The organism is Pseudomonas sp. P4795, assembly GCF_048822895.1.
Lineage (GTDB): Bacteria > Pseudomonadota > Gammaproteobacteria > Pseudomonadales > Pseudomonadaceae > Aquipseudomonas.
Genome location: NZ_JBMFBT010000002.1, coordinates 98,538 through 112,086, shown reverse-complemented (window position 1 = coordinate 112,086; position 13,549 = coordinate 98,538). Strand labels below are relative to the sequence as shown.

Annotated in this window: 14 protein-coding genes; 7 read left to right on the top strand and 7 right to left on the bottom strand. The window is 60.0% G+C overall.

The window, feature by feature from the left end; all coding sequences use genetic code 11:
- Positions 1-13: 13 nt before the first annotated feature.
- On the top strand, positions 14-583 hold the full coding sequence (locus ACOI8A_RS04765; protein WP_223483792.1) for an elongation factor P: 570 nt from the start codon (positions 14-16) through the stop codon (positions 581-583).
- A 68-nt stretch (positions 584-651) separates the two neighbouring features.
- On the opposite strand, the gene ACOI8A_RS04760 is transcribed toward ACOI8A_RS04765, so the two are convergent.
- The 3 genes from ACOI8A_RS04760 to ACOI8A_RS04750 form a co-directional block, all read right to left on the bottom strand.
- Complete coding sequence (locus ACOI8A_RS04760) at positions 652-1,071, bottom strand: organic hydroperoxide resistance protein (protein WP_420646652.1); 420 nt, start codon at positions 1,069-1,071, stop codon at positions 652-654.
- Positions 1,072-1,645: 574 nt separating this feature from the next.
- Positions 1,646-2,110 (bottom strand): MarR family winged helix-turn-helix transcriptional regulator, encoded by a 465-nt coding sequence (locus tag ACOI8A_RS04755; protein ID WP_420646653.1) that lies wholly within the window; start codon positions 2,108-2,110, stop codon positions 1,646-1,648.
- Positions 2,111-2,173: 63 nt separating this feature from the next.
- Positions 2,174-3,136 carry a LysR family transcriptional regulator gene (locus ACOI8A_RS04750; protein WP_420646654.1) on the bottom strand — a complete coding sequence of 321 codons (963 nt, stop codon included), beginning with the start codon at positions 3,134-3,136 and terminating at the stop codon, positions 2,174-2,176.
- 111 nt (positions 3,137-3,247) lie between these two features.
- Between ACOI8A_RS04750 and ACOI8A_RS04745 the strand changes: the two genes are divergently transcribed.
- Positions 3,248-3,997: a sulfite exporter TauE/SafE family protein gene (locus tag ACOI8A_RS04745; protein WP_420646655.1), complete on the top strand. Its 750-nt coding sequence runs from the start codon at positions 3,248-3,250 to the stop codon at positions 3,995-3,997.
- Here the strand turns inward: ACOI8A_RS04745 and ACOI8A_RS04740 are convergent.
- Positions 3,987-4,841 (bottom strand): LysR substrate-binding domain-containing protein, encoded by an 855-nt coding sequence (locus tag ACOI8A_RS04740; RefSeq protein WP_026000633.1) that lies wholly within the window; start codon positions 4,839-4,841, stop codon positions 3,987-3,989. The two genes, ACOI8A_RS04745 and ACOI8A_RS04740, sit on opposite strands and share 11 nt — an antisense overlap.
- 97 nt (positions 4,842-4,938) lie before the next feature.
- On the opposite strand from ACOI8A_RS04740, the gene ACOI8A_RS04735 reads away from it, so the two are divergent.
- Entirely contained in the window at positions 4,939-5,154 is a 216-nt protein-coding gene (locus tag ACOI8A_RS04735) for a DUF1127 domain-containing protein (RefSeq protein ID WP_420646656.1), read from the top strand.
- A gap of 64 nt (positions 5,155-5,218) precedes the next feature.
- On the top strand, positions 5,219-6,445 hold the full coding sequence (locus tag ACOI8A_RS04730) for a winged helix-turn-helix domain-containing protein (protein WP_420646657.1): 1,227 nt from the start codon (positions 5,219-5,221) through the stop codon (positions 6,443-6,445).
- Positions 6,446-6,576: 131 nt separating this feature from the next.
- Here ACOI8A_RS04730 and ACOI8A_RS04725 read toward each other — a convergent pair whose 3' ends face one another.
- On the bottom strand, positions 6,577-7,923 hold the full coding sequence (locus ACOI8A_RS04725) for a class II 3-deoxy-7-phosphoheptulonate synthase (protein ID WP_007964815.1): 1,347 nt from the start codon (positions 7,921-7,923) through the stop codon (positions 6,577-6,579).
- A 152-nt stretch (positions 7,924-8,075) separates the two neighbouring features.
- Between ACOI8A_RS04725 and ACOI8A_RS04720 the strand changes: the two genes are divergently transcribed.
- A complete protein-coding gene (locus ACOI8A_RS04720) occupies positions 8,076-8,831 on the top strand; it encodes a spermidine synthase (RefSeq protein ID WP_420651179.1) in 756 nt (251 codons plus the stop codon).
- A 109-nt stretch (positions 8,832-8,940) separates the two neighbouring features.
- Here the strand turns inward: ACOI8A_RS04720 and ACOI8A_RS04715 are convergent, their stop codons facing one another.
- Positions 8,941-9,732 carry a crotonase/enoyl-CoA hydratase family protein gene (locus tag ACOI8A_RS04715; protein WP_420646659.1) on the bottom strand — a complete coding sequence of 264 codons (792 nt, stop codon included), beginning with the start codon at positions 9,730-9,732 and terminating at the stop codon, positions 8,941-8,943.
- A 421-nt stretch (positions 9,733-10,153) separates the two neighbouring features.
- Here ACOI8A_RS04715 and ACOI8A_RS04710 point away from each other — a divergent pair, with 421 nt between their 5' ends.
- The gene (locus tag ACOI8A_RS04710; protein WP_420646660.1) at positions 10,154-11,827 is read left to right on the top strand and encodes a DEAD/DEAH box helicase; all 1,674 of its coding nucleotides are present in this window, start codon (positions 10,154-10,156) and stop codon (positions 11,825-11,827) included.
- Between the two features lie 148 nt (positions 11,828-11,975).
- On the opposite strand, the gene ACOI8A_RS04705 is transcribed toward ACOI8A_RS04710, so the two are convergent.
- Positions 11,976-12,743, bottom strand: a complete 768-nt coding sequence (locus ACOI8A_RS04705; protein ID WP_420646661.1) for a DODA-type extradiol aromatic ring-opening family dioxygenase — start codon at positions 12,741-12,743, stop codon at positions 11,976-11,978.
- Between the two features lie 102 nt (positions 12,744-12,845).
- Here ACOI8A_RS04705 and ACOI8A_RS04700 point away from each other — a divergent pair, with 102 nt between their 5' ends.
- Complete coding sequence (locus ACOI8A_RS04700; RefSeq protein WP_420646662.1) at positions 12,846-13,502, top strand: thiopurine S-methyltransferase; 657 nt, start codon at positions 12,846-12,848, stop codon at positions 13,500-13,502.
- Positions 13,503-13,549: the final 47 nt, after the last annotated feature.

The following is a 13,549-nucleotide window of genomic DNA, read 5'->3' as shown; positions in this document are numbered from 1 at the left end:
TCGGATATTCGTAATGAAAACTGGTAAAGAACTGAAACCCGGGATGGTGATCCGTCTCGAAAACGATCCTTGGCTGGTGCAGAAAGCTGAGTTCACCAAGTCGGGCCGTAACAGCGCGATCATGAAGACCAAGCTGAAAAACCTGCTGACCGGTTACAAGACCGAGATCGTTTACAGCGCCGACGACAAACTGGACGACGTGATCCTCGACCGCAAAGAAGCGACCCTGTCCTTCATCAGCGGCGACTCCTACACGTTCATGGACACCACTGACTACACCATGTACGAGCTGAACGCTGAAGACATCGAAGCCGTTCTGCCTTTCGTTGAAGAAGGCATGACCGATGTTTGCGAAGCGATCTTCTTCGAAGAGCGTCTGGTTTCGGTAGAACTGCCGACCACCATCGTACGTGTAGTTGATTACACCGAAGGTTCGGCTCGCGGCGACACTTCCGGCAAAGTAATGAAGCCAGCCAAGCTGAGCAACGGTACCGAGCTGCAAGTTGCTGACTTCATCGAAATCGGTGACAAGATCGAGATCGACACCCGCGAAGGCGGTTCCTACAAAGGCCGTGCTAAATAAGCACCGTTTTTTACGGAAAGAAAAAGCCCGACCATTGAGTCGGGCTTTTTTGTGCCTGCGATTTGCCGTCAGACGGTGACGTGCAGGCGTACTTCGACATTGCCGCGAGTGGCGTTGGAGTAAGGGCAAACCTGGTGGGCGGCGTCGACCAGACTTTGCGCGTCGGCTTGTTCCAGACCCGGCAGGCTGATGTGCAGGTCGATGTCCAGACCGAAACCGCCAGGGATCTGGCCGATGCCGACATGCGCAGTGATCGCGGCGTCGTTCGGAATAGTGCGTTTGGTCTGGCTGGCAACGAATTTCAGCGCGCCGATGAAGCAGGCCGAATAGCCAGCAGCGAACAGTTGCTCAGGGTTGGTCGCTGCACCGCCGGCACCACCGAGTTCTTTCGGAGTGGCGAGTTTGACGTCGAGGACGTTGTCGCTGGAAATCGCACGACCGTCACGGCCGCCAGTGGAGGTTGCGATTGCGGTGTAGAGAGTTTGCATGGTCTGAGCCTCGAACGATGTGGGTTATGTGCGCTAATTGTTTGCGCGTTAACTAAGTGCGAGGCGAATGTATCGCGCTAATGTTTAGTGCGCAAGATAAATATTCAGATTTTTCTGTCTCGTGGAAAATCATGTGGAAGCCAGCTACCACAGGGCTGGGATACACCCGAGAACCGCACTTCGCTTTTCACCACTCAACACAATGAGCGTTAGCTCGAGTAAAGCTTTTGATCTCAAGCGCCCATCGGCAGGCTGAGTGGAGGGATTGATCCGGGGGAGGGAGCGAAGCGACGTTTGGCGCAGCCAAACACATCGAGAGGAGGTGCAGCGCAGCAAACCGGAGGCGATGCCCCCGGATCATTCCCGGAGCGAAGGAACCCGAGCCACAGCGAGGGCCGAACGTCAGGGTGAAAGACCTTTGGTTACTTTGGGGCATTTGCCAAAGTGACCCGCCGTCAGGGCGGAACCCCAATAAGCCGTTACCGCAGCAACGGATATGTCCACCAAAAAAAACCACCACCCGCCCCGACGCCATCGCTGGCAAGCCAGCTCCCACAGGAGTCAGGTGCAGGCCTTAGATCAGGCTGTCCTGCAGATGACCGCGCAACGCCTGCAATTCGCTTTGTAGATTCTGCAACCGCTCCAGGCTGAAACCGCTGGCGCCAAGGATGCACGGCGGAACACTCCGCGCCTGCTCTTGCAGCGCTCGGCCCTTGGCGGTCAGTTCGACAATCACCACCCGCTCATCCTCACGGCTGCGAGTACGACTGAGCAGACCTTCAACCTCCAGACGTTTAAGCAACGGCGTCAGCGATCCCGGATCGGTCAGCAGACGGGTGCTGATTTCTCCGACAGTCAAACCATCCTTCTCCCACAGCACCATCATTGCCAGATACTGCGGATAGGTCAGGCCCAGCGCTTGCAACAGCGGCTTGTAGACCTTGGTCATCATCAGCGAAGTCGAATGCAGCGCGAAGCACGCCTGGTTGTCCAGTAACAGTTCTGCGCAATGGTCGGTGGTGGTACGGTCGGTGGTCATGTCAAAGCCTTGATCAGTAATGGGATGAATCTAGCGTCCGAATCTTTAACGCGCCAGATAATTCTAGCCGGCGTGCCGCTGCAGATCCCGTTGCAGCGCCAGGTCCCATGGCGGTACCGGGCTGAAGCGGGTTTTCAGATATTCCAGCAACAAACGGCTGCGCGAACTGGCTTGTTGCTCAAGACGCAGTGCATAAATACCGGTGGATTCCGGCTTCGGCAGGCCGTTCTCGCAAAACAGCGGCAGCAATTCGCCACGCAACAGGTATTCGCTGGCCAGCCACGTCGGCAAGTGCGCGATGCCCAGCCCCGCGAGCGCGCCACAGACCAGCGCTTCGGCATTATTGGCGCTCATGCGGATCCGCGCTGGACGCTGCAATTGCATCTGTCCGTCGCGTTCGAAGCGCCAGGCAAAAGGCGGGGCGAGGCCTTCCCAGTCGAGGCCGTCATGCTCGCCGAGTTGCGCAGGGTCACTCGGCACGCCACGCCGTTGCAGGTATTCGGGGCTGGCGCAGGCGATGCGCACCATGCTTGCCAGCGGCGTGGCGACCAGTCGCGTGTCGGCCAGTTGCCCGGCACGCAGCACCAGATCGACCTTGCCCAGGTTCGAGCCGCCCATGTCGACGAAACTGTCGATCAGATGCAACTGCACATCGAGCCCCGGGTACAGCACCAGAAAATCAGCGATCACCGGCGCCAGATGTCGCCGGCCAAACGCGGCGGGGGCATCGACCCGAATCAAGCCTTCCGGCGCACTGCTTAGCGACACGGCTTCCGCTCGAGCCAGTTGCAGCTCGGCAACGATCCGCCGCGCCCGTTCAGCAAATGCCAGACCGGCCGGTGTGGCGCGCACCGCATGAGTGCTGCGGATAAACAACTGGCTGCCGACTGCCGCTTCGAGACTGTCGATACGCCGCGCGACCGCCGAAGGTGTCAGCGGATGGCGGCGCGATGCGGCGGAAAAGCTGCCGCTCTCAAGAACATCGAGAAACAAGCCGAGTTGGTCGGTCAGTTGATTGGGATTCATGGCTATAACCGCTGCTTGTGCGAAGTTGGCACAGCCATTGTGCGTTGCTGTGCGTTTCCGTGCCAGCGTCGACTGCGTAGGATGACTCGCCTGACATATGAGGATGGTGCTGTGATCGAGTTCTTGTTGTACCTGTTGTTTGGCGCCGCCCTCGGCACCCTGGGTGGCATCTTCGGTATCGGCGGTGGCCTGATCGCGATTCCATTGCTCGGCGTGTGGTTCGGCCTCGATCAACAACTCGCGCAAGGTACGGCGCTGGTGATGGTGGTGCCCAACGTGATGCTGGCGCTGTGGCGTTATCACCAGCGCAATCGCATCGAACTGCGCCATGCACTGCCACTGGCGCTGATGGGTTTCTGTTTTGCCTGGCTCGGTTCGATCTGGGCGGTGGGCATCGACGCACAAACCATGCGCATTGGCTTCGTCGCGTTTCTGGTGGTGCTGTCGGCGTACAACCTGATCCGCATGTTCGGCGCGCGGCCGTCGAGCACTTCCGAAATGCGCTACTCATGGCCGTGGCTTGGCGTGCTGGGCGCGGCGTCCGGCACCATGGGCGGTTTGTTCGGAGTGGGCGGGGCGGTGGTGGCGACGCCGGTTTTGACCAGCCTGTTCGGCACCACGCAAGTGGTCGCGCAGGGTTTGTCGCTGGCGCTTGCCTTGCCGAGCACTGGCGTCACGCTGGTGACTTACGCGGTGCATCACGAGGTGGACTGGATGATCGGCCTGCCGTTGGCGGTTGGCGGTTTACTGAGCATCAGTTGGGGCGTGAAGATCGCCCACGCGATGCCGGAAAAACTCCTGCGTGGGCTGTTCTGCGGTTTTCTGATGCTGTGCGCGGTGATGCTCGCCTTTAAAGTTTGAAGCCTTCGACGATGTGCTCGGCCAGACACTCGGTGATCGGCGACGGGTTGTTCAAGTTGCGGATCAACATGATGCTCGCCTCGGGCAGCAGCGGCAGATCTTCGGCAGCGCCGAGAATGCGCATGTCCGGGGTGATCAGGCTTTCCAGTTGCGCGGTGATCGCCAGACCCGCGCTGACCACTGCCATCAGCGCCGACAGGCTGGTGCTGTTGTAGGCGATGCGGTAATCGCGGCCCATCGCGTCCAGTGCGTTGCACGCCCACAAGCGGCAGAAACAGTCACTGTTGAACATCGCCAGCGGCAACGGCGTCTGTTCGTGGGCGCTGAAATTCTGCGCCTCGGCCCAGACGAAACGCTCCTTGCGCAGTAACTGACCAATCTCGTTGCCCGGTTCGCGGGTCACGATCGACAAATCCAGATCGGTACGTTGCAGCAACTGTTTGGTCGATTCGCAATGCACTTCAATCTGGATCAGCGGATAGAACTGGGCGAAGCGCGACAGAATTCCCGGCAGAAACCGCATCACGTAATCGTCCGGCGTGCCAATCCGCACCGTGCCGACCATGTGCGGCTCGCGCAAGGTGTTGAACACCTCGCTGTGCAGCTTGAGGATGCGCCGTGCGTAACCCAACAAAACCTGGCCTTCGGCAGTCAGTCGCACCTGACGCCCGTCGCGCTCGAACAATTGGCGCTGCAACACGTCTTCTTCCAGACGCTTCATCTGCATGCTCACCGCCGACTGCGTGCGGTTGACCATTTCGCCGGCGCGGGTGAAACCGCCCTGATCGGCAATCGCGACAAAGGTGCGCAGAACATCGGTATCGATACTGGGGTAGGCGGACAATTGATGAATCTCCGTGATGCTTGCCATCAGAAACATTCGTTGGATTGATCGTAGTCCTGGCGCGAGACTGAAGCCATCCCTAAAGGAGGGCGACACGATGAAAGGTCAAAAAGCGTATGTAAGTGATGAGCGCGTTTCGGTCCATCTCATTTCCGATCTGTTGCATAAATTCAACCGCTGGTACGAACTGCACCGCGAGCGTGAACTGCTCGCCAGCCTGAGCGACGAAGCGCTGAAGGATATTGGCGTTAGCCGTGCCGATGTCGAACATGAGTCAGTGCGGCCGTTCTGGGACGATCCGATGCATAAATGATGAGGGCGGCGCTACACAAAACCCTTTGCGGTGAGGTAGGTTGCGAGCAGACACGGAGATGCTCATGCCCGCGACTTTGTCCTTTTCCATTAAACAGGCTCGACGTCTGGCACTGGCCGCCCAAGGGTTCAACGGGCGCCAGCCGCCGGTCGTCAAAGCGCCGCATCTCAACCGGCTGATCGAACGGCTCGGTCTGCTGCAAATCGATTCCGTCAACGCGGTGGTGCGCTCGCACTACTTGCCGCTGTTTTCCCGCCTTGGTTCTTACTCTTCTGAATTGCTCGACCAGGCTGCCTGGAGTTCGGGCCGGCGTCGTACTTTGTTCGAATACTGGGGCCACGAAGCGTCGTTGCTGCCGCTGTCGATGTATTCGCTGATGCACTGGCGTATGCAGCGCGCCAAACAAGGCGCGGACATTTATCAGCAACTGGCAAGGTTTGGGCGAGAGCAGCAAGAGACCATTCGCCGGGTGCTGGCGTCGGTCGAGGAGTTGGGCGCGTTGGGCGCCGGCAGTTTGTCGACCCGTCAGGACAAGGCCGGGCCTTGGTGGGACTGGAGCGCCGAGAAGCATGCGCTGGAATGGCTGTTCGCGGCGGGCGAAGTCACCGTCGCCGGGCGCCGTGGTTTTGAGCGTTTGTATGACCTGCCGGAGCGCGTGCTGCCAGCGTCAATCCTGCAACAGCCGTTGCCGGATGAGGCCGAGGCGCAACGCGGTTTGTTGCTGCACGCGGCAACGGCGTTGGGCGTCGGCACCGAGAAAGATCTGCGTGATTACTTCCGCTTGAACCCCAGCGATGCTCGCCCGCGTCTGGCTGAGCTGGTCGAGGATGGGCAATTGCTGACTTGTGAAGTCGCCGGTTGGCGGCAAGTCGCCTATTGCCTGCCCGAGTCGAAAATCCCGCGCAAGGTCGAGGCCAGTGCGCTTCTGTCACCGTTCGATTCACTGATCTGGGAGCGCAGCCGCACCGAGCGGTTGTTTGATTTTCGCTATCGGCTGGAGATCTACACGCCGCAGGACAAGCGGGTGTTCGGCTATTACGTGTTGCCGTTTCTGCACAACGAACGGATTGCCGCGCGAGTAGATCTGCGGGCGGAGCGGGCGCTGGGGCGGTTGGCGGTGCATGCGGTGCATGAAGAGGAGCAGGGGCTGGATGACGCGGGGATGCAGGTGTTGGCGCTGAATCTGCGGCGGATGGCCGATTGGTTGGGGCTTGAGCGAGTGCAGCTCAATTGTCAGCGCGAGAGTGCCAGTCGGCTCCGGGTGGCTATGGTTCACATCGGCTGCGACTGATCGGGCCTCATCGTTGGCAAGCCAGCTCCCACAGTGTCCGTGTCGTTCACAAAATAAATGTACGACACCAATCCTGTGGGAGCGTGGCTTGCCCGCGATGAGGCCCGATCAAACAATGAAGATTTCGGAACTCAGCGTCGAACCTGTTTAAGCGTTTCAGCAATCAAAAACGCCAATTCCAGAGACTGATCAGCATTCATCCGCGGATCACAGTGCGTGTGATAGCGATCCGACAAGCCGTCTTCAGTAATCGGCCGCGCACCGCCAATGCATTCGGTAACGTTCTGCCCGGTCATCTCGATGTGGATGCCGCCGGCGTAAGTGCCTTCCGCTTCGTGCACCTGGAAGAATTGCTTCACTTCGCCAAGGATCTGCGCGAAGTCGCGGGTCTTGTAACCGCTGCTGGCCTTGATCGTGTTGCCGTGCATCGGATCGGAACTCCACAGCACTTGCTTGCCTTCGCGCTGCACGGCGCGGATCAACGCTGGCAGATGATCGCCGACCTTGTTCGCGCCCATCCGCGCGATCAGGTTCAAGCGGCCCGGGTCGTTGTCCGGGTTAAGCACGTCGATAAGACGGATCAAATCGTCCGGGTTCATGCTCGGGCCGACTTTGACGCCGATCGGGTTGTTCACCCCACGCAGGAATTCGACGTGGGCGCCGTCCAGTTGACGGGTGCGGTCGCCGATCCACAGCATGTGCGCTGAGCAATCGTAGTAATCGTTGGTCAGGCTGTCGCGGCGCACGAAGGCTTCTTCGTAATTCAGCAGCAGCGCTTCGTGGGCGGTGAAGAAGCTGGTTTCGCGCAATTGCGGCGAGCTGTCCATGCCGCAGGCGCGCATGAAGGCCAGGGTTTCATCGATGCGGTCGGCGAGGTGGCTGTATTTCTCGGCCAGCGCCGAGTTGGCGATGAAGTCGAGGTTCCACTTGTGCACCTGATGCAGATCAGCGAACCCGCCCTGAGCGAACGCGCGCAGCAGGTTCAGAGTGGCGGTGGACTGGTGATACGACTGCAGCAGACGCTCCGGGTCCGGCACGCGGCTCTTTTCGTCGAAGCCGATGCCGTTGACGATGTCGCCACGGTAGGCGGGCAGGGTCACGCCGTCGATGGTTTCGTCGTTGGCCGAACGCGGCTTGGCGAACTGACCGGCCATGCGCCCGACTTTGACCACCGGGCAACCAGCGGCGAAGGTCATGACGATGGCCATTTGCAGTAGCACTTTAAAAGTGTCGCGAATCTTTGCGGCGGAGAACTCGGCGAAGCTCTCGGCGCAGTCGCCACCCTGCAACAGGAACGCGCGGCCTTGGGTCACTTCGGCAAACTGACGGCGCAACTCCCGGGCTTCACCGGCAAACACCAGCGGCGGATAGCTGGCCAGCGTCTGCTCGACCTGGCGCAGGTGCGCGGCGTCGGGGTATTGGGGTTGTTGCTGGATCGGCAAGGCGCGCCAGCTGTCAGGGCTCCAGGGTTGGCTCATCATGTTCTCTAAAAGGTTCTACGCACGGACGGCCATGTTAGCAGCAATTAGTGCGTGACCTGCTCCCGCCGCTTCGCCGACAATCGCCGCTTTGCCACGGCGCCATCGGTGCGCCATCGCGTCACCGCGCCCGGTGACCATCAGGAGACGAAATGACTGAGGAGCGCGTCGAGCTGTTGCTCGCCGAGGTACAGGATGAGTTCGGCGTGATTCGCGTGCTGGAAGTCGCCGACTACCGTTTTCTGGAATTCGGCGATGCCATCGAGCAAAGCTGCGTATTCACCGCCGACCCGAGCTGGCTGGAGTACGACTACACCCGTGCAATGTTGATCGGCGCGCTGTGCCACGAACATCCGGAGAGCGCGCTGTTTCTGGGGTTGGGGGCGGGAACGCTGACTCAGGCTTGCCTGAAGTTTCTGCCGCTGGAAGACGTCGAAGCCATCGAGTTGCGCCCCGACGTGCCGCGTCTGGCGATCGAATACCTTGGGCTGGATGATGACCAGCGGCTTTATATACGCGTTGGCGATGCGCTGGATCTGCTGCCGACTGCCGAGCCTGCGGATCTGATCTTCGTCGACCTGTATACCGACGTCGGCCCCGGCGCTGCGCATCTGGCGTGGAATTTCCTCGGCGATTGTCAGAAACGTCTGAATCCGGGTGGCTGGCTGGTAATCAATCAGTGGGCCACCGATGACGGCAAGCCGCTAGGCGCGGCGTTGCTGCGCGGTCTCTATCACCGGCATTATTGGGAATTGCCGGTGAAGGAGGGCAACGTGATTCTGATCGTGCCGGCGGATCTCGATCAGGAACTGGACATGGACGCACTGAGCGCCCGAGCTGAAGCGCTGGCGCCGAAGTTGGGTTACTCGTTGCAGTCGTTGATCAAAGCAATTCGCCCGGCCACCTGAATATGGCGATACCCCCCTGTAGGAGCTGCCGAAGGCTGCGATCTTTTGACTTTGACCTTAAAAACAAGATCAAAAGATCGCAGCCTTCGGCAGCTCCTACAGGGAGTGTTTAAATGCCTTTAAAGACCCCGGGCCGGCGCTCCACCATCGAGCGCACACCTTCTTTGGCATCTTCACTGGCGAGCAACTTCTTCACCAGCGGCGGCAAACCTTGCGCGGCTGCCGTCTCGCCTTCATAACGCGCCTGCCGCGCCGACTCCAGCGTCGCCTGCACTCCCAACGGCGCCTGCCGGGCAATCCGTTCGGCCAGTTCAATCGCGCGTGGCAGCAAGTCTTCGCTGGCCATGACTTCCTGCACCAGCCCCAGTCGCAACGCATCATGCGCATCGAACTCATCACCGGTCAGCAGCCAGCGCATCGCATTGCCCCAACCCGCAACTTGGTGAAAGCGCAATGTCGCACCGCCAAACGGAAAGATCCCACGCTGCACTTCCATCTGCGCAAAGCGCGTATTGCTCGCGCACAGGTTAATGTCAGCGGCCAACATCAGCTCGATACCGATGGTCAGGCAATAACCCTGCGCCGCGACGATCACCGGTTTGCTCACCCGTGGCCCGACGAACACGCCCCACGGATCGCAACCGCCGGGCGGCACTTGCCAGCCGTCGGCGAGGGCGGCGCTGGCGTTTAGCAGATCCAGCCCGGCGGTGAAGTGCTCGCCATGCGCGAACACCACCGCTACACGCGCCTCGCTGTCGGCCTCGAACTCGCCATAAGCCAGGCTGAGTTCGTTCAGCAGGTCGAGGTCGAAGGCATTGCGTTTGGCCGCTCGATCCAGCCCGATCAGATGGACGTGACCACGACGTTCACGGCTGACGCGGCCGGGGCAGGGCTGATTCATGGGAGTGTCCTCGAGCGGGAAGGGAAAGTGCAGCGACCACATGCCGCACGTCGGTGAATCGTTTAAGCGCCATCGCCAGCAGGGCCGGGCCTGTGAAAAATAGTCCTTTGCGCGATTATCCGCAAAAGCCCGTGACACAGCGGTGACAGACGGATTCAGGCGATAAAAAAAGCTCCCTTTTTCGGTAATTTCCGGTATAGTGCGCGCCGGCCTTTAGCCGGGCCGCGTCAAGGTAGCGCAATTACCGAAGTCAGCTTCGGCTGCATGTCCGCACTGCGGGCTCTTCCAGGACGTTTCTTTTTTTCTTTCATTCGTTTTCGCAAATCCCCGCCGACAAAGCTGCCAGGGCGACTCTTGAGTCTTACACGGCATGCGCAGCTTTGGAGCATGGGTCTTTGCGGATGCACTTAGAGGCAGACCCATGACCCAGGAAACCGGCGGATTCGCCGCTTTTAATCTTAATCCGAACATTCTTGCAGCCGTCATCGCGACTGGCTACGAAGAGCCTTCGGCTATTCAGCAGCAATCGATCCCGATCATCATGGCCGGCCAGGACATGATCGGTCAGGCGCAAACCGGTACGGGTAAAACCGCCGCGTTCGCACTGCCAATTCTCCATTGCATCGATCCTGCAAAGCGCGAACCGCAAGCCCTGATCCTGGCGCCAACCCGTGAGTTGGCGCTGCAAGTAGCAACCGCTTTCGAAACCTACGCCAAGCAAATGCCGGGCGTTACCGTTGTGGCCGTTTACGGCGGCGCGCCTATGGGCCCACAACTGAAAGCAATCCGTAATGGCGCACAGATCGTTGTCGCCACTCCGGGCCGTCTGTGCGACCACCTGCGTCGTGACGAAAAAGTCCTGTCGACCGTGAACCACCTGGTTCTCGACGAAGCGGACGAAATGCTCAAACTCGGTTTCATGGACGACCTGGAAGTTATCTTCAAGGCTCTGCCAGCTACCCGTCAGACCGTTTTGTTCTCGGCAACCCTGCCGCAGTCGATCCGCGCCATTGCCGAACGCCATCTGCGCGATCCGCAACACGTGAAGATCCAGACCAAGACCCAGACCGTTACCGCGATCGAACAGGCTCACCTGTTGGTTCACGCTGACCAGAAGACTTCGGCCGTTCTCAGCTTGCTGGAAGTGGAAGATTTCGACGCACTGATCATGTTCGTACGCACCAAGCAAGCGACCCTGGATCTGGCAAGCGCCCTTGACGCCAAAGGCTACAAAGCCGCTGCGCTGAACGGTGACATCGCCCAGAACCAGCGAGAGCGCGTCATCGACTCGCTGAAAGATGGCCGTCTGGACATCGTTGTCGCGACCGACGTAGCTGCTCGTGGTCTCGACGTTCCGCGTATCACTCACGTGTTCAACGTTGACATGCCGTACGATCCAGAGTCCTACGTGCACCGTATCGGCCGTACCGGCCGTGCAGGTCGCGAAGGTCGTGCACTGCTGCTGGTGACTCCACGTGAGCGCCGCATGCTGCAAGTGATCGAGCGTGTAACCGGCCAGAAAGTTGCTGAAGTACGTCTGCCGGACGCTCAGGCCGTTCTCGATGCGCGCATCAAGAAACTGACCAACAGCCTGTCGCCGCTGGTGGCTGATGCCGAAGCGACTCACGGTGATCTGCTCGATCGCCTGACCGCCGACATCGGTTGCACCCCGCGTGCACTGGCCGCTGCTCTGCTGCGCAAGGCCACCAATGGCCAGGCGCTGACTCTGGCTGCGATCGAGAAGGAACGTCCACTGGTGCCGAACAACGCACCGCGTGGCGACCGTCCTGAGCGTACCGGTGATCGTCCTGATCGTGGCGAGCGTGAGCGTCGTGCGCCAATGCCTTTGGGCGAAGGCCGTGCTCGTTGCCGTACCGCGCTGGGTGCGCGTGACGGTATCGCTGCGAAAAACCTGCTGGGCGCCATCCTCAACGAAGGCGGTCTGGCCCGTGAAGCGATCGGTCGCATCCAGGTGCGTGACAGCTTCAGCCTCGTCGAGCTGCCGGAAGATGGTCTGGAGAAACTCCTGGCCAAGCTGAAGGACACTCGCGTTGCCGGTAAGCAGTTGAAACTGCGTCGCTACCGCGAAGATTGATCCGCCCCTGGGCTGATTGATCGAACATAAAAAATCCCCGACTGGTTCGGGGATTTTTTTTGCCTTTTTTTAAGATCAAAAAATCGTCCAATCACAGCCCGAGCCCCCTGTAGGAGCTGCCGCAGGCTGCGATCTTTTGATTTTGCTTCTATCCGAAACGGTAAATGTCCATACCCAACGCGCCCATGGTGAAGCCTTTGTGCGCGACACTGAACTCGCCCCCTGCGCCTCGGGCGAAGTACAGCGGTAAAAGATGCTCATCACTCGGATGGCTGCGCACGGCATTCGGTGCCTGCTGGCGATAGTCGTGCAGCGCCGCTTCATCATTGGCTGCGAGTTTCTCGATCATCCAGTCACGGAAGTCCCGCGCCCATGGCTCGACGCTCTCCGGACCGGCGTGCCAATCCAGTTCACGCAGATTGTGGGTGATGCTACCGGAACCGATCAGCAGATAGCCCTGCGCGCGCAGATTGCTGAGTGCCTGGCCGACGCGCGTCTGTAGTGCCGGGCCGCCACGAGTCGGCAGCGAGACCTGCACCACCGGGATGTCCGCTTGCGGGTACATCAGCGACAGCGGCACCCACACGCCATGGTCGAATGGCCGTTGCGGGTCGAGGCGTGCCGGCAGGTTATTGGCGGCCAGCAGCTCGGCGACCTGCGCGGCCAGTTGCGGATTGCCCGGCGCCGGATATTGCACTTCAAACAGGGCGCGGGGGAAACCACCGAAGTCATGCCAGGTTTCCGGCTGCGCATGGCTGCTGACCAGCAGCTCGTGGCTTTCCCAGTGGGCGGACACGATGATGATGGCTTGCGGCTTAGGCAATTCGGCCGCCAGTCGCGCCAGAGCCGGGCCGCTGGCCCCGGGTTCCAGCGCGAGCATCGGTGAACCGTGAGAGATAAACAGGCTGGGAAACATGGAAGGGTTCCTGAGCGTTAAGATGACCCATCTTCAGTCAGATCATTGATCGGAATCTAATATAAGTTTTAACGCCTTTTGATCGAATTTTTGGGGGTATGCATGCAACCGGAGTTTTGGCACAAGAAGTGGGAAGCGAATCAGATCGGCTTTCACCAGCCTGAAGTGAACCCGTATCTGGCGCGGCACTGGCCAGAGCTGAATATCCCGGCGCAGGCGCGCGTGTTAGTGCCGTTGTGTGGGAAAAGTCTGGATTTGCTGTGGCTGGCCGGGCGCGGGCATCAGGTTCTCGGCGTTGAGCTGACGGAAAAAGCCGTCGAGGATTTCTTTCGCGAGCAACAGTTAGAGCCGGAAATCAGCGAGGAGGGTGCGTTCAAGGTTTATCGCGCCGGTGCCATCGAACTGCGCTGCGGGGATTTCTTTGCGCTGACGGCTGACGACGTTGCCGGTTGCTCGGCGTTGTACGACCGAGCCGCGATCATTGCCCTGCCGGCACCGATGCGTGAGCGCTATGTGGCGCATCTGCACGCGATCCTGCCAGCGGCTTGCCGAGGCCTGCTGGTGACGCTGGATTACGATCAGACGCAAATCCCGGGGCCGCCGTTTTCGGTGGATGATGCCGAGGTGCGGCGCTTGTTTGCCGGTGCATGGCCGGTTGAAGTTGTGGAGGAGCAGGACGTACTCGCCGAGAGCGACAAATTCCTTCAGGCCGGGGCGACGCGACTGGCGGAGCGGGTGTATCGGATCGGCAGCAAGTAAGCGACCAACAAAAAGGCCCGCATCTCTGCGGGCCTTCTTGTTATTGC